Origin of the sequence: Serratia sp. JKS000199 (genome assembly GCF_900215455.1) — a bacterium.
GTDB classification, from domain to species: Bacteria; Pseudomonadota; Gammaproteobacteria; order Enterobacterales; family Enterobacteriaceae; genus Serratia; species Serratia ureilytica.
Map to the genome: position 1 here is coordinate 3212271 of NZ_LT907843.1, position 17993 is coordinate 3230263.

The following is a 17993-nucleotide window of genomic DNA, read 5'->3' on the forward strand; positions in this document are numbered from 1 at the left end:
AATGCCCCCCTACAGATTGATGAAACGGTAGGGTTCAAGCAGCGATTTAAACCCTGATGGCAACGCCTGTGACTCCCTGTTCTCGTACCAAAAGCCCACCGCCAACATGATGGCCAACTTGATGTCGTCGGTAATAACAAGCCCGTCAGTATCACTTTCCGGCACCTCTTCGTCGTACAACGAGCGGTTGATATAATTTTCCGCCCGAGACTTAGCCGCACCAGCGTAAGTTTTCAGCAAACTGTCCTCTTCTCCCCCGTCAATGCGGCACTGGAGACGCAGTTCTTCGATGGTAGGTTTCATGCCAAGCTCCATGCCCGCAACCCAATAACCAGATTGCGGGCATAAAAAAACCGCCGAAGCGGTAAACGTTTTTTCGGGTTTTGATTAACCGCCAGCGGCTGGCTTACCGACCAGCGCCTTGATCGCCGCCGTATCTTCCAGAACGCAGTCAAAGCGGTGGAACGCCAGGAAACCGGTCTGGTCAAATTCGACATAACGCTCGGTCAGACGCTTCAGCACCATATAAGTAACCCGGCGCAGGATGAAACGATCGAAGTCGCCGCAGAAGATGAACTTATTACCCGCACCAACATCAGCAATAGCCTGATCGATAACGTAAGGCACCTGCAGAACAGTCGCCGGTGCGCCGCCGATAATGGACGGCAACCACAACGGACGCCCCTGGCCATCTTCCATCTCTTCCACCAACTTCAATGTGGCATCGTTGAACGCCCAGCGGAATTTAGGGCCATTGCGATACGCCGGGTCGATGCTGTGTTTCAGCGTGTTCATCTCTTTCCAGGTGAACTTGTCAGCGGCGGCGGCGTTGACCGTGCCGGTAACTGAAGCCTCAAGCCCTTTAGGTTGCAGCGGTGAACCTGCGCCAGTACCTTTTACAAGATAACGTGCTTCCCCGCGGCCGATACGCTCAGCGATACGCTTGGCCAGATAGGCTTCCATATCAATACCGCTGTCTTGCAGCAGTTCATTTGATACGCGGATGATCTTGGACGACAGTTTTTTTGCGCCCAGAGTTGCACCGCCAAACTCGGTATCCTCTTCGGAAGCCGCTTTGTTTTCGCCCAGCAGTTCACCTTCTTCCGTGGTTCCATCCGCCGTCGCCCAGGCGATATCCTGGCCGTTGGAGGTATTGAGAATTTGCGCCACGCCTGCAATACCACCATAGGCTTTCATGGACTCAACAACTTTGTTGAGGAACTGGGTCGGTACGGTATACCCGCCCTTTTCGTCAGGAGCAGTACCTTGAGCACGCAGCTCTCGTAATGCCTGGCGTTCTTCGGCACTCAGCTCACCTTGGCCGTGGCGCATCCAGCGATCGAATACTTGTGCCCGTTTGTCCGGGTCTTGGCCATTCGGATTTTCTTTCTGTTTCTTGCGCTGCTCCTCTTCCTGCTGATCGATAAACGACTGATCCAGTGAGCGAAGGGATTCTTCCCGCTCGATCCGTTCGTCGATGGATTGCAGCTCACCCTGAGCATTCTTCCATTCGGTGCGCTGTTCTTCAGTCCAGACGTTTTCACCAATTTTGTCATGCAGTGCGCGCATGTCGGTGGCGATGGTGTTACGTTTTTGCTTCAGTTCGTGCAATTTAGTTGCAGACATAGTTTTTCCTTACGCGTTGAGCAGAGTCAGCAGGCGCTCGCGCGCCATTCGTTGATTTACGGCGTTGGTGACAGCGCCGCTTTCGCGCGCCTCCTGCCATGCTTTCATAGAACGGACGGCAGAATCTGCCGCCTGATAGGCCGGGTACGTCACAGGGCTGACGTCATACAACCGGGAGAATTTGTGGATTTCGCGGATAACCACGCCTTCCTCATCCTCGTACCAGCGATCGCCGTCGCGGGCGACGCGGAACGCAAAGGAAGACTGGTTAATATCCCCGCGTTTCATCGGCGCCAGCACCAAATCACGAATGGTCTGTGTGTCTGGGGCTTCGATGTCGTACTGTAATCCCCGTTCATCAACGGAAACCTTGAGCGTTCCCGAGGTACTACGGCCTAAAATAAAATTGGGGTCGTGGTTAAACAGCCCGCGAACGTCATCATTAAGCACGTCATCGAATGCGCCTGGCTTAATGATTTCGCGAAAGCCCCAGAGTGGTTCGGAGCGAATGTTGAACACGGAGCCATAACCGATAATCCGCGTCGGCTGGTCTTCCTGCTGTTCAGCGCGCACCTCGCCGGTGTAACAGCGCATTTCTCTGTCACTCATCGGTCTTGTCCTCTTTGGTGTCATCGTTGAGTTTGAATTTCGTAGGATTTGCCGCGTTAACACTGACCAGCATTTCATCCAGCCCATCAACCGGATTCATATCCTCGAAAGCTCGGGCCTCGTTTCGGCTCATCCAACCGTCGGTGATCGCGTAGTGGTAGAATTGCGCGCGCTCCTGCGGTGTGCCTCGCATCAACCCAGCCAGGTTAAACCTCACGTAAAAGCCTGCCGTCCGCTCCGCACGGGTAAACAGGCGTCGGTTCAGCTCCTGCTCCCAGTTAGCCACCCACGGCATGATCGTGTAACGGACAAACTGAATGGCTTGAGAGGTGATATTGCTGAAGGTGGCTTTTTCGAGGTCGTTAATCATGTGCGCTGGCACGTTGAATATTCCGGCTATCATTGATCGGTTCAGCTTCATCATGTCGATAAGCTGAGCATCGACCGGCGACACAGTGAGCGCCTGATAATCCAAATCAGCAGGGAGCAGAAGTGTTTTGTTTTCCTGGCTTCGCAGCGCCACCGCCGCTTTTTGCCAAAGTTTCTTTAAACGGTCCCACCCTTCCGGCTTCAAGTCGCCTTTAACAGATACGATCCCCGCCGGTCTGGCGTTGCCACTGAAAAATGAACTGGTGTACTTCTGCCCGCTCATCCCCATACCTATCGTTTCGGCATGCTGCATGATTGGGCTTAGGCCCATCTTCTGGTTATTACCCAATGCGCGGATGTGGATCATGTCGTCAGGACTGACGGCAAAACTCCCTTCCTCGTTATAAAGTCCGTAGGTATAGCGGCCTCCGGTTTTTAACAAGGTGGTTTCCCACGGCATACAGGCTTCCAGCTCAGTCACTTCACCACGCCGGGAACGATGCACGCGGGTATAACCGTTACCCCAGCCCAAAACATGGCGCTGCTTCAACTCGCGCCATTTGTAACTTGTCTGCCACTCGTTTGGTTCGTCGTGAACCAAATAAAAAACAGGATGATCGCGGGCGGGTGAAACGGTATTTCCATCCTTTCGCATAACATGAAGCGGCATCTGCGCAACGTTTGAGGCCAGCACATAAATGCAGGAATAAACCGCCGCCAACTTCATTGCCGTTTCTGGGCTGACATATACATCAGAGTTGAAAATACCGTCAGTTTCGGCCATTTCAGCGGTGATCGGGTTTGCCGGGTTTTCCAGCGGTTCATTACGGAATAGCGCGTCAAGTATCACGTTTCCTCCTCCTGGCGGCGATAAGCGCAAATGCCAACAGAGCAGCTCCGGCAGACTGCAATGCGGTTGCCGTGCCAAATTGCAGGTAAATTCCGCCCACCAGCAGGCCGAGGCCAGTCAGCCCGATAGCATCGATAATCAGTGTTTTCATAGGAATACCAGGTCTTCGTCCGGGTCGAGAGTCGATAGGAAATCACGCGGCTCATTCAACAATGCACGCCCTAACCCCATCATCAGGGAAACAGCACCATCAATTTTGTTGCCATTCCCTTCTTTGATGGGGCGAACAATGTCATCACTGCCAGGCGGGTGTTTACCCACTACGTTTGAAATACACCACGTCATAAGCGGGTTTCCATCGTGGTGGAATCTCCCGGCAGCTATTGCAGCCTCAATTTCACGCATAGGGTCGCTCATATTTGTGAAGTTCTGAGTAATCGTTATTGGCTCTAGACCTTCATCCGCCAACATATGAGAAATACTGGTTGCTCCATAGGGGTCAATCGGGCACGAGGCTATTTTTACGGTTTCACGTAATTTTAAAATAGCCTCAAAAATAACTCGATAATCCACCTCGGCTCCATCTGTAGGGATCAATACTTCCTGATTTACAAACGATTGATAGCGCTCCGCCACCGTTTTTAGTGCAGGGTCAGTGGAATAAACCGTATCTTCAGGAACCCAGAACATAGGGCCAACACAATAATAATGGCTTAGTCCGTCAATCTCTCTACGGAACACGGGAACCACAGCGTTAAGGTCAAGCTTGGAAGCAAGGTCAATCCCCAAATAGCACTCATCACCAGAGAAGTCAGATAGCTTGAGACTTTTATCTGCCGCACCCATCCACTTTTGCAGGTTGTAATAAGCAGCTTTAGAACTCACCCACTTATTAAAGTGTTTGGTCAGTATTTTATTTGTCTGGCTTGGCGTAGACATAGCAAGTAATTGCTTGCTTTTTAAATATCCTTCTTTCAGCGAAACACCATAATTAGGATTGGCCTTTATCAAAGCCTCTGGTTTTGTCCAATCATCATCATCGTCAATTGTATAAATAATACCGAAGATGGATTCATTCTCTCCGCCTTCTCTTATACGCTTGAGTATTTCAACAACCTGTGCCCGTTTTTCGTAACATGGGGACGATATATCAAAACCAGCAGTCGTAATGATTAACGTCATGGGCTGTTCGCGCGCGCCCATGCCGGTTGTCATTGTCGTGTACAGGGCATCAGTATCATGCTCATGATATTCATCAATGATCGCACATGATGGGGAGTCCCCATCGCCAGGGTCGCCAATGACAGGGACGAAAATTGAACCGTCCGGGCGCGTCATCTTTTTTGCCCAGGGCTTGATACTGAATTTATTCCGCATCGCCGGGAGTTTTTTTACCATTGCCAGTGCGGGAGCAAACACTTTCCATGCCTGCTTTTCTGTTGTCGCGCCGCAGTAAACTTCCGCCGCGTACTCACCATCAGCACAGAACATGTAATTACCGACCGCTGCGGCAATTGCCGATTTACCGTTCTTTCGAGGAACCTCGATATAGATTTCAGTAAACCGGCGGAAGCCGCTGTCTTTGCGCACCCACCCAAATGGCACACCTAACGCGAACTTTTGCCACGGCTCAAACTCAATACGCTGTTTCCGACGCGCCCACTCACCACTGGTGTGGGGCATTTTTTGCGAAAACCGGAGAAATCGCTCGGCCTTGTTTTTGTCGAAGCGGTAAGGCCACCGCTGATCTTTAGCGCGCTCCAGGTCATCAAGATGTCGCTGGCAAGCGAGGACGGTTAACTGACAAGCCAGAATCTTCCCGCCAACAACGTCCCGCGCATATTGGTTCGCTGCATTGACGTTCGGATATGTAGCCATCAATCAAACTCATCAAATTCGTTCCCTTCATCGTCCGGGTCGTTTTTGCCGCTCGTCATTCGAATACGGCTGAGCGGGTCTAACCCAAGGAGTGAACCCAGACGGGCGATTTGCGAAACAGAGTCATTTCTTACGTTAACAGCGGGGTGTTTTTTCTCACCGCCCATTTCGCTTGATACTGTCAGGCCGTCTTTCGCAATAACGTTTTCAGCCTCAACCATCAAATGAAACGCGTTGCAGTAAGCCAAAAGGATCGGCGCATCTTCCAGCTCGAAAACTCCACGCTCAATTAAAATCTTGCTCTGTGTTTTCCAGAGACGAATTGCGATATCCCCCATCAGTTCTGACGGAGGGGCAATCCTTGTTAATTTGCTCTTCCTGCCGACGGGTAAATTGGGTTTACGTCCGCCACCTGAAGAGCGCACCGCTGATGGCATAAAGCCCTCCAATTAATAGGCAAAATCTTCCGGAAAAAAAATCCTTATTTTGGGCGCGTAAAAATTTACCGGAAGCGGCGGTACTTTAGGTCGAGAGGGGTAGAGATTTTATCCCCCCCCCCTCCCCCTGGCTTAATCGAGATAGAAATCGTCGTTGACCTGCCGACGTCGTGCGCTGCTGGCGTTGTGCGGGCAAGCGCTGGAGGTATGCCCAGAGCCGCCACAGTAACCACAGCTAAGGTTTGCGCGCCTGGCTGAGCCGCTGTGGGTATGCGGGCAGTTCGCGCGCGTATGCAGCTGTGAGCCGCAGAATGTGCAGCGTTGGTAGCTCATCGCAGTCTCTCCGTGGCGGTCTTCTTGCGGTGGCATGGCCAGCACAGGCTTTCAAGGTTCGTATCGTCATCGGTTCCGCCATGCGCCTTGGCCTTAATGTGGTCTACGGTAGTAGCAGCTACGGCGCGCCCATTGCGCAAGCATTCCTGGCACAGGTGATTGTCACGCTTCAAGATACGCTTACGCCTGGTTGTCCAGTCGCTGCCGTATCCTCTCTGGTGTCTGCTCTTGCCTTGCTGGTGATTCTCCCAGCCAGTGTTCTGATGTTCTTCACAGTAGCCAGAGCGGTCTGTCGTAGTGTTTCGGCATCCACGTTTGCGGCATGCTTTCGGTGTTCTCGGTGGCATGCTATCTCCCGGCGCTCTGCGCCCACTTGATTAACGCCTCCATGCGTGAGGCGCACACCTTCATTTCGCTCTGCTTGGCGTGCAGCGCTGTCACTGCATCACCGAACGTTGTGCCGGTAAACGGCGCGTCATCGCACTGTTGCAACAGCACCGCTGGCGGCAGGACGTATATCATCTGCGTGCTCTGCGGCTTTGGCCTGTCCGCGCAGGATGTTGAGAGCAGCACCAGGCAGAGGCTTGTTGCTACAGCCGCTCGCGTCCAGAGCCTCGCGCAACGCTTTGTTTTCTGCATCAGCCTTTCCCCTCAGTTTCCGCTCTCTTTCCAACTGCGCGGCGCTCGCTTGTCTGTCAGCGTCGGAAGCCTGTTTCATCGCCACCAGCGCAGCGTCTTTGGTATCCAGCTTTTCTACCAGCGCGCCGTTGTCCCTTTTGGATTTATCCAGGTCATCGCGCAGAGAAAGCGTGTAGAGCACCAGCACTGCGGCCAGCAGCGCCACCAGCAGAGGCCACGCTTTGATGATTACATCCCACCACCAGCGCCAGCTCATAACAGCACCTTGCAAGCACGTTCGAAGCGTTCGCTCCTGTCCTGCAGGCCGTTAGTCCCGCCGTTAATACGCCGCGTTGTCAACTCGACATCACCAGCGTTGCGGCCACAGTCGTTAGCTTTCCAGTACCAGCCAGCCGAACGCATGCCGTTCAGGTCTTCTTCCAACAGCTCAGGATGACCAACAAGGTCAAGCTTCAGCGCCGGGCCGCAAGCCATGTAATTTTTCAGGCCGGTCGTTTGCATCAGCCCACGTCCGCGATACTTCCAGCCGTCGCCGCTGGCGCTGTTACCCATTCTTCCGCCGTAGACCAGATTGGCAATAGCTTCCTGCTTGGCTGGCTGCTGGGCTGTACGCCCCAACATCCGGCACTGATAGTCAGTCAACCGCTTGGCTTTCGATTTGGGGCCGAATGTAGCGATCAAGCCATCAACGCTGTAGTTGAATGACTCGACTTTGGCCGTGAAGCCGTTCGACTCATGGCCGATTTGAGCGATAAACATCGCCTGCTCTAACGGCTTGTTGATGCCGAATTCTGCAAACGTTACGAGCAGGTGCGGATACCAGCGCGCAGCTAACCCGGCGCTAATACCTGCCGCCCGTTGAAAGTCGTTTTGTGTCATAGGTCTATCTCAAGAAAGGTTTAGCCAGGTGCATGACATTCCCGCGTGCCGCCAGCACCGTGACGCAAAACGCGATATTGATGAATGTCTCCGACCAATCGGCACAAACGTACTCACCGGTCAGGATGCGGATTGGTACGGACGCCGCAGCGATAATGAGGAAATAAGCCGCCCATGCGGCTAATGGCCGATGAGTGCCACCAGCCCTGCGAAATGTCATCAGACGCAACGCGATAGCCGTGCAGGCCACCGCATTCACAATCAAGATAATTTCACTGGCCATCACCACTACCTCCCCGCAGCCGCTTAAACCACTGCCCCGGATTTTCCGACTGCTTGCTGATGTACATGAAGATGCGAACCGCCACAGCAGCAGCAACTACAGCACCCAGCGGCCTTTCTGCGTGAATAGCGTCCGGGGTCAGGTAGTTGATCGCGTCAGTGACGAATCCAGCCGCCAACGTGCCAATCATGAATGATGCCAGGAACGACGCCAGACGATGCCAGATTGAAAGATCAGCTGCCGACAAGACATAAATCACAGCACCAGCGAAAGCCCCGATGATTACGCCCGTATCTGCTCCAGCCACCAGCCCAGCAATAGTGATACCGCCAATCATGTAAGTCCCTGCGGCGGTACTGGTTACCGGTTCGGACATGAGTTATCTCCTGTGTTAGCTCAGCCGATGCCGGGCGTTAGATGCAAAAAGCCCCAGCAGATGCCGAGGCAGTTCAGTTTTCCGGGAATATCTCCCGTTGTGTTTGTTCGAACCGTTCAGACTCCATCTCTACACCAAGACCGATACGGCCCAGCTTGATAGCGGCTTTTATCGTTGAGCCAGACCCCATGAAGAAGTCGGCCACCACGTCACCGGGGCGGCTACTCGCGCTGATGATGTGCTCCATCATCTCAGCCGGTTTTTCGCAAGGGTGTTTGCCAGGGTAGAAGGCCACCGGCGGATAGTGCCAAACGTCAGTGTGGGGAACCGCTGCCGTTACCGTGAAGGGGCGGCGGAGCGATCGGTATTCCTGGCACAATTCCAAATATTCGCGGTTCAGTGTCCGGTATTCCCGCACCAGCTCATGATGGGGCCGATTCAATCCACCAGCCTGCTGCCGCTCTTTTGCGATGCGGTCAAATAACGCCTGGAGCGCCTGATACTGCTTTTCGCTTGGCAACTGCCATTGGCTCTCTGAGAACCAGTGGCTGCACATCTGCGTTTTTGTTGCCGCGTTGATTTCCTTCGCTGACACGCCGAGGGATTGCCGGGCCGTTCTGAAATAATCAATCAGCGGCTTAAAGACGTTTTGCTTCAGCTCTCCACTCTTCGCGGCGAAGCCGTCTACCTTCGGTTGCAGCGGCCCGGCATAGTGACCGGCGAAAATGATCCGCTCAGTCGATGGGAAGAAAGCCCGTAGCCCTTCTTTGTGCTGTCGCTTCCAAGCCCCCGAGGGTTTAGCCCACACGATATGGCTCAGTACGTCGAAACGTTGACGCACCAGCAGCTCAGTATCGGACGCTAACCGGCTACCGCAGAACATGTAAAGGCTACCGTTCGGTTTCAGCACCCGCCAGAATTCCACCAGCAACGCATCAAGCCAGGCGAGATACTCGGCCTCGTTCTTCCACTGGTTATCCCAATCGCAAGATTTAACCCGGAAGTAAGGCGGGTCAGTCGCTATCAGGTCTACGGAGTTGTCCGGCAGGGTTTTGATAAACGCTGTTGTGTCAGCGTTGATAAGACGTGTTTCTGAAATCATAAGCGCCCTTAGTTGATACGCTCGTCCTGCTGTTCGCAGCACGGGCAAAGGTTCGCTTGTGACCATTGACATGAGCACCTGGCGGACGGGGTGTTACCTCACCCTCTCCGCCGCCCACTTCACAAACATTAAGGCGAAGCCCCATCACCCCGCTGCCGACACAACCCCTCAGTTGGGACACCGGTTAATGTTGGATGAGGCTTCGCTTTAATTTTTCCATAAAAAAAGCTGCCCGGAGGCAGCCTTAGTAGAGTTTAGGGTCAGCGGAATGTTCAGCCTTCCTTTCAACACAGCGTTTTCATCTTTCAAGCGGCCAACTTCTTTTTTAAGTTCTTCGGCCTCACGTTCGGATCGTTCCTGGTCACGCTGGAGACCTTTCAGAGCTTCACCTTGCGCTGCTTGCACTTCTTTCACCGAGTAGATTGCGCTTTCAGTTGTGTCGACGGTGTTAACCAGCCGATTACCAAAAAACGCTACGACGGCCATCGTCACACCGACCATGCCTGTCAGAATCCACACCTTTACACCAGAAGCATTGTTGTCTTTGTCAGCTATACCCACCACCTTCTTACCTGTTGATATCACCCAGCGTGCAGCCGCGCCGCTGGAACCAACAAGCATTTTAGCCACTAATCAGTGGCAAGGTCTTCATAAATTATAAGGTTAGCTGATTGAATGGTTACTTAATGAGCGAAAGTAACCAAATCCCCCAAACAGGGACGACGAGGAAGGCCATTGTGTACACAACGATTGGCTGAATGTTGTTCATTAAGATTCATCCTTAGCGACTCACATCTTGCGAGTGCATTAACAACGTACACAAAAATTATTGGGGTTACAACCGAAAACTATTACCACTTGGTAAATTTAAGCAGTAACGACGGCGCAGAATAATACGCATGTGTAAGCATGTTATCAACAACTAATCGACAATCCATGCGACTTTGTTTGTTGTAACTCTGTACAACGCCTTTGGTATGGATAAGTACCAATCCTAGCACCTCATCCATCTTTCACTCCTAAATAGAAAACCCGCTCAGTGGCGGGTCATTTTGTTGCATCGCTTGATGGTACAGCTTCGCGAAAGCATACCTGTATTATGCAGTTTCTCTGGCTATTTTCAAGCTATTTTTGCATTTTTCTTCATTTTCGATGCAGTTAGCAGCACGAACGGCGACGAACACCGCAGAATTGAATATCTCAATGCACCAGCGCACCCGATCATCAGCCTGATCGCGGGTCAGCCAAGGCGCGTAATGATTTTGCATATAGCGCCCCAGCACCGAGACCGTATTGTTCCGGCCTGTGTAGAACAGCTTGCCGATGATGTAGACCGGGTTATCGTGCTTCATCGACGCCAGCACCGCTTTTTCCATGAAGTCGCATTCCTCGCCAGCGTCAGCAGCCACCAGCATCGACTCAAGCGAGCGGTGCGGCCAAAGAATTGTGGTCGCCTTCTTCAACTGCTCTTCCCCGCGATACCCAAGTTTGCGCAGGTCGCCTAGCACTTTTACGATTCGAGCCGCGCTTTCGTCGTCCCACTGCTCAGGCACAATTTGCCCCCATACACCGCTGCCGCCGCTGCACTTCAACTTCCCATCGGTGTTGCCGCCGTACATATCGCCCCAGGCGTTCAGCAGCGAGGTGATCCACAATGTTTGCAGCCGGGTCAGGCGCTGGTACTTGCCCAGGTATTTCTTGCGAGGAACACCGGCAACAGTCGCCCAGGCGTTGTGTTTGATTTCTCGTTTCTGTTTTGGGGTCATCATGCTGCCTTCTCCTGCTTCAATGCTTTGCGTTTGGCTTTATACGTGTCGCGGATGCGCTCATAGTCACTGCGGCCCAGCTTGCCGACTTTCGGCGGAGGCCCCATTAACCGGTCAAAACGTGCCTGCCCGATTTTTGCTATCAGGTTAGGGCGGTACTCGCTCAGGTTCGCGGATTTGAAGTTGTTACAGACCGAGCACTGCTTGTGGCAGTTATCTTCATCAAAGCGCAGCTCCGGGTGGCTCCCAACGGTTCGGTAATGCCCGGCGTGATATTGGCCGGTGTGGTAGCGTCCACAGCTGATGCATGGCTCGTCGGCGTCGCGTTCGCGGATGTAGGCGTTAAATTCGGTCTGCGCCTGGTTGATGAAGTAGCGCAGCGGCTTAACGGCCAGTTTGCGAATTTTCAGCTTGTCCTTGCGTTCCCTTTCCGCCTGGCGATTACGTGCGTCACGCTGGTATGCGATAGCGCAGAGCGGGTCACAGACCTTTTGCAGGTACTTCACCGGCGTGAATGTTTCACCGCATTGGGCGCACTTTTTCGCCTTGTACTGCTTCGGCTTAGTTGGTTTTTTCATTGTTTTCCTCGCGTGGGAATACCCACTCGTAGACCTCTGAGCCGTTAAGCAGCAGATCGTTAAAGTCGCCGGATTGCGGCCAGCGGATGGATACTTGTTTGAGATCGTTCTTTGCCAGCAGGTTGGCGCGGGCGCACTCAAACGCCGCTGCGTGACCAGATGCGTTCTTGTCTGCGTCGGCAAAGATGATTAGATGTTGCACTCCACGCGGTACGCGGAACTTCTTCATGAAGGTGGTGTTCAGCGTCGCCCATGTGTTGCATTGCGTGATTTGATGGCAGGACAGCGCTGTTTCGATGCCCTCGGCGATGCCAAGCGTGGATGACGGCGGAAACATGCGGATAGCGACGGAGCTGGCGTGTTCCAGATAGCTGTCCTCCTGTAGCTTCATCATCTTTTTCGGCGCGCCAGCTACCGTGGCTTTTTTGTCCCCGTCGAGGAGGGTGCGGTGCAGGTAGCACAGTTCGCCTTTGTCGTCCGTTGCCAGCGCATAGATGGATTGGTATTCGCCACCCGCTGCGCGTTGCCGGTCGCAGTAGCGCACGTTGTCTTGTGGCAGACTGGTGATGCCGCGCAGCTTCAGGTAACGGTCTGCGCCGGTGCCTTTCAGACTGGTCAGCGATGCAAACTTGCAACTCACGCGCTGGCGTTGCGAGGCTATGCCAGATGAAGGGCCACCAGCTTGATACCCCTCTTCCGGCGAGTAGACGCGGCCCACAAGCTTATCAACCTCTGCCGCCAGCGTTTTAAAGTCCTTGCCGGTTGCGCCGGTCAGCAGCGCCCAGCCGTCACCCGCGCCGCATGCGCAGATGTAAGAGCCAGTGCCGTTCTTGTCGTCGCAACGATATTTGCCCTTGCGGCCACACAGCGGGCATTCACCCTTAAAATGTTTTTTCCCAGTTACCGGGGGTAGGCCGTAAAACTCGAATATTTTCGGCCAATGGCCGATAGCTGCCTGTTTGGTATTCATGCGGCTTTCCCTTCGTTTTGCTTAGATTTTGCGTATGCGATCTGCGTTGATTTGATGAAGTTGCTCACCACTGGTGTGATGGCCATCGGTGCGTGATACAGCCCTTGCGGCCATACCCCGAATTTTTTGCGGTAGACATGTGAGCACCAGCCGTCACTGACCGGTTTACCCTGTGCGGCTCGGGTGCGTTGGTAATAGAGGATTTGACTCCACCAGGCTTGTTTCACTTCTTTGGTGACAACCTCCTTGGCTTGCTTCACTTTTTTCAGGCCGCGTGACTTATCGGTTTCTACGTCCTCACCGGCGATCGGCTTGAAGCCACATTTCGGGCAGATGTAGACGCCGACCGGCTTCACGTAGTGGCATTGGGTGCATTCTTTCGGCAGGCGTTCAGGCTGGTCTGTCTTAACAACGCGCGCTGGCGTTTTCTCCATCCCGTCAGAACTGGCGGGCAGGTAGTCATATTCGATATCGTCGGGATAGCCGAGCTTATGCACGGTGCCGGTGTGATCGAAAATGAGGCAGTGGTCTTTACCAGACGCGGGACGCAGGCCGCGGCCAAGAATCTGAATCCAGCGCATTTCCGATTTGGTCGGACGCGCGAAGATGATGCAGCGGACATCGCTATCAAAACCGGCCACCAGCACGCCGACGTTGATGATGATCTTCGTTATGCCCTGCTCGAAGCGACGGATCGTCATCTGGCGGTCTTCGTGTGGCGTCGCCGCCGTCATCACTTCAACGGTCACGCCCGCCTTGCTGAATTCGACGGTCACGTAATTTGCGTGGGCCACGTTGACGCAAAAACATATGGTCGGGCGATCTTCCCCATTCTCCAGCCAGTTCTTAACGATATCGCCCACCAGCGTCGGGTCGCTCATTACTTCTGCCGATTGCGTTTCGTTGTAGTCGCGCCCATAGCCCGCCTGCTCTGACGTCTTAACGTCGCTCAGGTCTGGGTGCGATGGGGCGTAAAATTCGTATTTGCTCAGCGCGCCGATAGCTATCAGCTCTTTCATCGTCGTCGGCTTGATCAGCTTCTGGTAATACGTCCCCAGCCATGCCGAGAACGGAGTACCGGACAACCCGATCACTTTCACGCCTTTAGCGGTCAGCTCGTCGATGAACTCCAGCATTTTTTTGCGCTTCAGGTGGGCTTCGTCGATGATCAGCAGATTGATGTTGTCGGGGAAGTCGCGGCGGATCAGCGTATCGGCTGATGCGATTTGAATAAGGCGGTTCGGGTCATATGCCGGATGGTCGCGCCAGATGTAGCCGATTTCCTCGGCTGGCAACCCGTACTCAATAAAACGCGTTGCGGTCTGGTCGAGCAGGACGGTATACGGGGCCACAAACATTATGCGCATGTTGCGGCTGATGAACCCGCTGGCGATCAGCGCCGCGATTGCGGTTTTGCCGAACCCGACCGGGGCGTACATCATGAACGAGGCGTATTGCTTCCACGCCGCGCGCAGCATGTTCAGTGCAACTATCTGTTTTTCGCGTGGCTGGATTGTAAGCGTCATCGTTATCTCCTCGTTTAATCGTCTAGCCGTCTAAATGTCCGTTTGGCGTTTTTAAACACTCGATCCCTTAAAGATCTTCTCTCTGGTAAAGCCCGTTCCTTCCCCCACACCCCAACCCGATCACCCCCCTTTCCCCCCTCTTACCCTTCCCCTCTCCCCCGTTTAAAAAAACACCGGCTAAAAAATTCATGCCGCTACCCTGTTTTGCCCCACCAGCGGTGGCGCGGTTGTCATGCCCTGGCCTGCCCGTGAATACCGCTCGACGTACAGCCGCAGGCGCGTGTTAGCCGCTTTGCGGCCTGCGTTCTCCTGCCGGTAAGAAACCTCCTCGGCGTCAAACGCTGTGCGGTAAGCCTCCTCGTAGGCGTGCGCAATCTTCCCGCGCTGTCCGTGCGGTAACTTACCGAGCTGGTCTTGAATCCATGCGGCATCCTCGCGGCAATACACCGCAGGCATGGCGGTTCGAACAAACGATGCAGGCTGCATACGCTTACCCTCCGGTTGTGAAATACAGCAGTTCCTACGGCATAGGGCCGCACCACTTCGCTTTGTGGATTGGGGTGACTTCCGCCGGACAGAACACGCTATAGAGCAACAGGATGTGCTCCTGGAACGTCGCGATCAGGCGGTAGGTATTGGCGTCCAGCGCTTTACGCTCGGCGGCGTCTATCTCGCCGTCTTCGGTAAATTTGCGGACAAGTTCGGAGTGCTTGCCGATGTACTCAATCGCTTCCATCAGCTTGGCGTTGATGTCGTCTCGATCGACGTCTTCAACTTCGGGCAGACGCACGTTCACGCTGCGAGACTGGCGGGATACAGCGTCGGCAAAGTGGGTATTGCCACCAGCTCGCTGTAAAACCATGAACCAGCCGATCGGGAAAATTTGGTTGCTGTTTGGGCGAAGACGGTTAAACAACGCGTCTTCCGTAACCCCCAACCACTGTGCAGCCTCAGCATAGCCACCAGGCAGACCAGTGATGATTTTTCGGGCGGAATTGACCACCCATTCAGGCTGTTTTTCTGCCTGCCAGTCCGGCGCTTTTTGCTGTGACACAGTTGTACTCCTCGGGCTGTGGTTACTTCTTTGTTTCATTTGCTGGAAACTTACTTCCGCGCTAAGCAACTTTTGGAGGAAACAAATCGTCTAGATTTGCTTCACTTCCTAAGTTATTTAGGACTGATACCAGGTGGCGGCAGCCGTTTAGGTCTGGGATGCGAATGCCAGACTCATAGTTGGCAACTCTCGATTGAGTCCAACCGCAGGCCTCTGCCAACACAGACTGGGTTATGCCCAGTTTTTTCCTCTCTGTGGCAATGTTGTTCATAGTGATTCCTGTTAATGGGTTGCTGAAAACAATTAAACACGAAATGTGTTTTCAATGCAAACACAAAACGTGAAAAGCCATTTAACACGCTTTGTGGTAGAAAATTGATATGAACACGAATGAAAAAATCGCGGCACGCCTCAAATCACTAAGAGCTTCCAGGGGCCTTTCTCAAAAGGAACTTGCAATCCGTTGCGGATGGAAGTCTCAATCGCGTATAGGAAACTATGAGTTAGCAGAGCGAGGGGTCAGCATCGACGATGCAATAACGATTTCAAAGGCTCTGGGCGTCTCCCCTTCAGAATTACTATTTGGTGAGACAGCGACTTATGCTGGTCACGTCGTTGACGTGAAGGAATCGAATCCTTATCCAGTTTTAAATCTTGATACTGTATCCAAGCACATCGTTGATATGAAAATAACTTCAACCAATGATCTGAATAGCTGGATAGAGTCTGATGCCGAATTGGTTGGTGATGGCTTCTGGATTTCGGTACCTGATGAGTCTATGTCTTCGTCTTCAGGGCTTAGCATCCCCCAGACTGCTTTTGTTCTTTTTGATACAAATAGAGATTTGAAAAATGGTGACCTTGTGGCGATTAAGTTTAATAGCTCAGAGCGTGCCACCTTCAAAAAATACGTTGAAGAACCGGGGCTAAAGTTCCTTAAGTCTTTGAATCCATTGTGGCCAATCATACCAATTACAGAGGATTTTAAGATCTTAGGCATAGCCGTTGAGGCAAAAATTAAGCTCACCTGACATCATAGTTCAGCCGGTTCACATACCGGCCCCCCTCCATTTCACACATTCAACGATTCAAACCTACCCTCCCCCGCAAACTAAATTCACTTAAAAAACAAGCAATCACATTTCATCGTTTTACAAAAACACATTTCGTGTTGACACATAAACCACAATACGTGATTATTGCCCCATCAACCCGGAACGCCACCAGCAAAACACCGCCGCAAACGTTACGGACGCTCTTTAACAATCAGGTTTAGTCACCCAGCACTGAGCAGAGAGATCTGCACAACTCAGTACCCGGCAGTCCCCAGCCCTTACGGGGGTATGGCACCAACGGCATGCAGCGGACAGGACTGGGTGGCGATTTATCAACAAAGGAGAATCAAGCCAATGAAGCAGTAAATCGGCTCATGGCCTACAGGCCAGCCACGCGACGACGGTGTTACAGGTCGGGTTCCCACGGCGACGCAGTGAGGGAAAGGAGGCGTAAAGCATCACTAAGTAACCGGTTAGCGCCCGGCGAACGCATCAGCAGCTTCAAATGACGAGTGGATTTACCCTGCCGCTGCCAGTTTGGGGCGGTAGTCATAAAACCACTACAACAGAGGGTTACATGATGCAACTCGAACAAAACGCGAATTGGCAGACTAAAGCGCGCGGCGACAACGACAGCGAATATCAGATTTACCTTGCCTGCGCTGATGATGGTAAAGGCAATGAATTTATGACCGGAAAGCCGCTGAAAACCTATGACGAGTGGCTGGCCAGCTAACACCCACCGCGCCGTACGGGGTGCAATAGCAGGACTATCTATGCGCAAAATTGTTTTGACTAACCGCATTCGCCGCCGAGCACGCCGGGAATTGCGCTCACAGCGTCGCCGAGCATTCAAGGCTTATGGCCATTGCAATAAAGCCAGCCTGCTGAATAGCTACGCCCGCTGGTACTTCTGAAATAAATAGCCCCGGCTGCAGACGCCAATCTTTGCCGGGGCATGACCAGTAGAACGGAGATTCAACATGATCAACCACAATGCTAACACAATCGTTGTAGACGGTATGCGCGTTGTCCCATCCGTGCAGGCCGTTCGCCTCACCTTCTTTACCCGCCTGGTGAAAATCCTCTGCCAGAAAGGCTACCCGCTCTAAAAACTTACCGTGTGTAGTCTTTGGCGGCCGCCGAGCTTCAACCAACCCAAAGGAGGATGAAGATAATGTTCGTAGGCGAGCCGCCCTTTTTCATAGAGAGAAGAATTCAGGCATCCATTTAACCGTGGAGGGCGTCACCCGGCCCGAGTTCTTCTCTGTATGTGACGAGGAGAAATAGTATGTCTGAAAGCAAATGCACTCCCTTTAGCCAGCAGCTGGCTTATATCAACAAAGGCACCTTAGACCAGGAGCTTACCGAAGCTCTGGCCGAGGTTATTAAAATGGTTCGCGAAACCGGCAAGAAAGGCGCTGTTACTTTGACGCTTAATTGCCAGATGTTGAACAGCCGCGACGAAAACACGATGAAAATCACCCCGAACATCAAGAAATCCATTCCTGAACTGGATCGGGCTGACACCATTATGTTCTCAACCGCCGATGGCGATTTAATGCGTGATGATCCATCTCAAGTGCAAATGGATTTGAAAGTCATTGATACAGCCCCCGCCGCAGCGCCTATTAAGCTGCAAGCCCACGGCTAATTAATTTAG

General features: G+C 53.0%; 25 protein-coding genes. 4 read left to right on the plus strand and 21 right to left on the minus strand.

Features of this window, described 5'->3' with window-relative positions:
- Nucleotides 1-9 precede the first annotated feature (9 nt).
- From CPH57_RS15295 to CPH57_RS15395, 21 genes are all read right to left on the minus strand, one after another.
- Nucleotides 10-303, minus strand: coding sequence for a head-tail connector protein (locus CPH57_RS15295; RefSeq protein WP_231922809.1), 294 nt, complete (start codon nucleotides 301-303; stop codon nucleotides 10-12).
- Nucleotides 304-387: 84 nt separating this feature from the next.
- Nucleotides 388-1626 (minus strand): phage major capsid protein, encoded by a 1239-nt coding sequence (locus CPH57_RS15300; protein WP_096242515.1) that lies wholly within the window; start codon nucleotides 1624-1626, stop codon nucleotides 388-390.
- A 9-nt stretch (nucleotides 1627-1635) separates the two neighbouring features.
- Nucleotides 1636-2235, minus strand: coding sequence for an HK97 family phage prohead protease (locus CPH57_RS15305; RefSeq protein ID WP_046687483.1), 600 nt, complete (start codon nucleotides 2233-2235; stop codon nucleotides 1636-1638).
- Nucleotides 2228-3454: a phage portal protein gene (locus tag CPH57_RS15310; protein WP_096242516.1), complete on the minus strand. Its 1227-nt coding sequence runs from the start codon at nucleotides 3452-3454 to the stop codon at nucleotides 2228-2230. The genes CPH57_RS15305 and CPH57_RS15310 overlap by 8 nt, the downstream gene beginning before the upstream one ends.
- Entirely contained in the window at nucleotides 3444-3605 is a 162-nt protein-coding gene (locus CPH57_RS24420; protein ID WP_150130716.1) for an LPXTG cell wall anchor domain-containing protein, read from the minus strand. Before CPH57_RS24420 ends, CPH57_RS15310 begins: the two co-directional genes overlap by 11 nt.
- On the minus strand, nucleotides 3602-5332 hold the full coding sequence (locus CPH57_RS15315; RefSeq protein WP_096242517.1) for a terminase large subunit: 1731 nt from the start codon (nucleotides 5330-5332) through the stop codon (nucleotides 3602-3604). Before CPH57_RS15315 ends, CPH57_RS24420 begins: the two co-directional genes overlap by 4 nt.
- Entirely contained in the window at nucleotides 5332-5769 is a 438-nt protein-coding gene (locus tag CPH57_RS15320; protein WP_076740788.1) for a phage terminase small subunit P27 family, read from the minus strand. The genes CPH57_RS15315 and CPH57_RS15320 overlap by 1 nt, the downstream gene beginning before the upstream one ends.
- A 329-nt stretch (nucleotides 5770-6098) precedes the next feature.
- Nucleotides 6099-6449 (minus strand): HNH endonuclease, encoded by a 351-nt coding sequence (locus CPH57_RS15330; RefSeq protein ID WP_076740621.1) that lies wholly within the window; start codon nucleotides 6447-6449, stop codon nucleotides 6099-6101.
- 128 nt (nucleotides 6450-6577) lie between these two features.
- Nucleotides 6578-6997 carry a DUF2570 domain-containing protein gene (locus CPH57_RS15335; RefSeq protein WP_096242519.1) on the minus strand — a complete coding sequence of 140 codons (420 nt, stop codon included), beginning with the start codon at nucleotides 6995-6997 and terminating at the stop codon, nucleotides 6578-6580.
- Complete coding sequence (locus CPH57_RS15340; RefSeq protein WP_096242520.1) at nucleotides 6994-7620, minus strand: glycoside hydrolase family 19 protein; 627 nt, start codon at nucleotides 7618-7620, stop codon at nucleotides 6994-6996. The genes CPH57_RS15335 and CPH57_RS15340 overlap by 4 nt, the downstream gene beginning before the upstream one ends.
- A gap of 4 nt (nucleotides 7621-7624) precedes the next feature.
- A complete protein-coding gene (locus CPH57_RS15345; protein WP_033655083.1) occupies nucleotides 7625-7903 on the minus strand; it encodes a phage holin family protein in 279 nt (92 codons plus the stop codon).
- Nucleotides 7893-8279, minus strand: a complete 387-nt coding sequence (locus CPH57_RS15350; RefSeq protein ID WP_033655082.1) for a putative holin — start codon at nucleotides 8277-8279, stop codon at nucleotides 7893-7895. Before CPH57_RS15350 ends, CPH57_RS15345 begins: the two co-directional genes overlap by 11 nt.
- A 73-nt stretch (nucleotides 8280-8352) precedes the next feature.
- Nucleotides 8353-9381: a site-specific DNA-methyltransferase gene (locus CPH57_RS15355; RefSeq protein ID WP_096242521.1), complete on the minus strand. Its 1029-nt coding sequence runs from the start codon at nucleotides 9379-9381 to the stop codon at nucleotides 8353-8355.
- Nucleotides 9382-9588: 207 nt separating this feature from the next.
- Nucleotides 9589-10002 carry a hypothetical protein gene (locus tag CPH57_RS15360; protein WP_096242522.1) on the minus strand — a complete coding sequence of 138 codons (414 nt, stop codon included), beginning with the start codon at nucleotides 10000-10002 and terminating at the stop codon, nucleotides 9589-9591.
- Between the two features lie 476 nt (nucleotides 10003-10478).
- Nucleotides 10479-11150, minus strand: a complete 672-nt coding sequence (locus CPH57_RS15365; protein WP_096242523.1) for a hypothetical protein — start codon at nucleotides 11148-11150, stop codon at nucleotides 10479-10481.
- Nucleotides 11147-11725: a recombination protein NinG gene (locus CPH57_RS15370; RefSeq protein WP_096242524.1), complete on the minus strand. Its 579-nt coding sequence runs from the start codon at nucleotides 11723-11725 to the stop codon at nucleotides 11147-11149. Before CPH57_RS15370 ends, CPH57_RS15365 begins: the two co-directional genes overlap by 4 nt.
- Nucleotides 11709-12695 carry a toprim domain-containing protein gene (locus CPH57_RS15375; protein ID WP_096242525.1) on the minus strand — a complete coding sequence of 329 codons (987 nt, stop codon included), beginning with the start codon at nucleotides 12693-12695 and terminating at the stop codon, nucleotides 11709-11711. The genes CPH57_RS15370 and CPH57_RS15375 overlap by 17 nt, the downstream gene beginning before the upstream one ends.
- Nucleotides 12692-14221 carry a DEAD/DEAH box helicase gene (locus CPH57_RS15380; RefSeq protein WP_096242526.1) on the minus strand — a complete coding sequence of 510 codons (1530 nt, stop codon included), beginning with the start codon at nucleotides 14219-14221 and terminating at the stop codon, nucleotides 12692-12694. The genes CPH57_RS15375 and CPH57_RS15380 overlap by 4 nt, the downstream gene beginning before the upstream one ends.
- A 186-nt stretch (nucleotides 14222-14407) precedes the next feature.
- The gene (locus tag CPH57_RS15385) at nucleotides 14408-14707 is read right to left on the minus strand and encodes a hypothetical protein (RefSeq protein WP_033653818.1); all 300 of its coding nucleotides are present in this window, start codon (nucleotides 14705-14707) and stop codon (nucleotides 14408-14410) included.
- 34 nt (nucleotides 14708-14741) lie between these two features.
- The gene (locus CPH57_RS15390; protein WP_096242527.1) at nucleotides 14742-15275 is read right to left on the minus strand and encodes a YmfL family putative regulatory protein; all 534 of its coding nucleotides are present in this window, start codon (nucleotides 15273-15275) and stop codon (nucleotides 14742-14744) included.
- A 61-nt stretch (nucleotides 15276-15336) separates the two neighbouring features.
- A complete protein-coding gene (locus tag CPH57_RS15395; protein ID WP_096242528.1) occupies nucleotides 15337-15546 on the minus strand; it encodes a helix-turn-helix domain-containing protein in 210 nt (69 codons plus the stop codon).
- Nucleotides 15547-15655: 109 nt separating this feature from the next.
- Here CPH57_RS15395 and CPH57_RS15400 point away from each other — a divergent pair, with 109 nt between their 5' ends.
- The 4 genes from CPH57_RS15400 (at nucleotide 15656) to CPH57_RS15405 (ending at nucleotide 17984) form a co-directional block, all read left to right on the plus strand.
- A complete protein-coding gene (locus CPH57_RS15400; protein ID WP_231922810.1) occupies nucleotides 15656-16306 on the plus strand; it encodes a S24 family peptidase in 651 nt (216 codons plus the stop codon).
- A gap of 529 nt (nucleotides 16307-16835) precedes the next feature.
- Entirely contained in the window at nucleotides 16836-17066 is a 231-nt protein-coding gene (locus tag CPH57_RS24425; RefSeq protein ID WP_150130717.1) for a hypothetical protein, read from the plus strand.
- Nucleotides 17067-17313: 247 nt separating this feature from the next.
- A complete protein-coding gene (locus CPH57_RS24780; protein ID WP_255407164.1) occupies nucleotides 17314-17442 on the plus strand; it encodes a hypothetical protein in 129 nt (42 codons plus the stop codon).
- Nucleotides 17443-17621: 179 nt separating this feature from the next.
- On the plus strand, nucleotides 17622-17984 hold the full coding sequence (locus tag CPH57_RS15405; protein ID WP_096242530.1) for a hypothetical protein: 363 nt from the start codon (nucleotides 17622-17624) through the stop codon (nucleotides 17982-17984).
- The last annotated feature ends 9 nt before the right edge of the window (nucleotides 17985-17993 follow it).

Coding starts and splice junctions, on each gene's coding strand:
- CPH57_RS15370 (WP_096242524.1), bottom strand. CDS start 11,725: ATGAAAAAACCAACTAAGCCGAAGCAGTACAAGGCGAAAAAGTGCGCC.
- CPH57_RS15335 (WP_096242519.1), bottom strand. CDS start 6,997: ATGAGCTGGCGCTGGTGGTGGGATGTAATCATCAAAGCGTGGCCTCTG.
- CPH57_RS15405 (WP_096242530.1), top strand. CDS start 17,622: ATGTCTGAAAGCAAATGCACTCCCTTTAGCCAGCAGCTGGCTTATATC.
- CPH57_RS24425 (WP_150130717.1), top strand. CDS start 16,836: ATGACGAGTGGATTTACCCTGCCGCTGCCAGTTTGGGGCGGTAGTCAT.
- CPH57_RS15300 (WP_096242515.1), bottom strand. CDS start 1,626: ATGTCTGCAACTAAATTGCACGAACTGAAGCAAAAACGTAACACCATC.
- CPH57_RS15305 (WP_046687483.1), bottom strand. CDS start 2,235: ATGAGTGACAGAGAAATGCGCTGTTACACCGGCGAGGTGCGCGCTGAA.
- CPH57_RS15320 (WP_076740788.1), bottom strand. CDS start 5,769: ATGCCATCAGCGGTGCGCTCTTCAGGTGGCGGACGTAAACCCAATTTA.
- CPH57_RS15345 (WP_033655083.1), bottom strand. CDS start 7,903: ATGGCCAGTGAAATTATCTTGATTGTGAATGCGGTGGCCTGCACGGCT.
- CPH57_RS15360 (WP_096242522.1), bottom strand. CDS start 10,002: ATGCTTGTTGGTTCCAGCGGCGCGGCTGCACGCTGGGTGATATCAACA.
- CPH57_RS15375 (WP_096242525.1), bottom strand. CDS start 12,695: ATGAATACCAAACAGGCAGCTATCGGCCATTGGCCGAAAATATTCGAG.
- CPH57_RS24420 (WP_150130716.1), bottom strand. CDS start 3,605: ATGAAAACACTGATTATCGATGCTATCGGGCTGACTGGCCTCGGCCTG.
- CPH57_RS15315 (WP_096242517.1), bottom strand. CDS start 5,332: ATGGCTACATATCCGAACGTCAATGCAGCGAACCAATATGCGCGGGAC.
- CPH57_RS15365 (WP_096242523.1), bottom strand. CDS start 11,150: ATGATGACCCCAAAACAGAAACGAGAAATCAAACACAACGCCTGGGCG.
- CPH57_RS15380 (WP_096242526.1), bottom strand. CDS start 14,221: ATGACGCTTACAATCCAGCCACGCGAAAAACAGATAGTTGCACTGAAC.
- CPH57_RS15385 (WP_033653818.1), bottom strand. CDS start 14,707: ATGCAGCCTGCATCGTTTGTTCGAACCGCCATGCCTGCGGTGTATTGC.
- CPH57_RS15400 (WP_231922810.1), top strand. CDS start 15,656: ATGAACACGAATGAAAAAATCGCGGCACGCCTCAAATCACTAAGAGCT.
- CPH57_RS15340 (WP_096242520.1), bottom strand. CDS start 7,620: ATGACACAAAACGACTTTCAACGGGCGGCAGGTATTAGCGCCGGGTTA.
- CPH57_RS15355 (WP_096242521.1), bottom strand. CDS start 9,381: ATGATTTCAGAAACACGTCTTATCAACGCTGACACAACAGCGTTTATC.
- CPH57_RS15350 (WP_033655082.1), bottom strand. CDS start 8,279: ATGTCCGAACCGGTAACCAGTACCGCCGCAGGGACTTACATGATTGGC.
- CPH57_RS15395 (WP_096242528.1), bottom strand. CDS start 15,546: ATGAACAACATTGCCACAGAGAGGAAAAAACTGGGCATAACCCAGTCT.
- CPH57_RS15295 (WP_231922809.1), bottom strand. CDS start 303: ATGAAACCTACCATCGAAGAACTGCGTCTCCAGTGCCGCATTGACGGG.
- CPH57_RS15330 (WP_076740621.1), bottom strand. CDS start 6,449: ATGCCACCGAGAACACCGAAAGCATGCCGCAAACGTGGATGCCGAAAC.
- CPH57_RS24780 (WP_255407164.1), top strand. CDS start 17,314: ATGATCAACCACAATGCTAACACAATCGTTGTAGACGGTATGCGCGTT.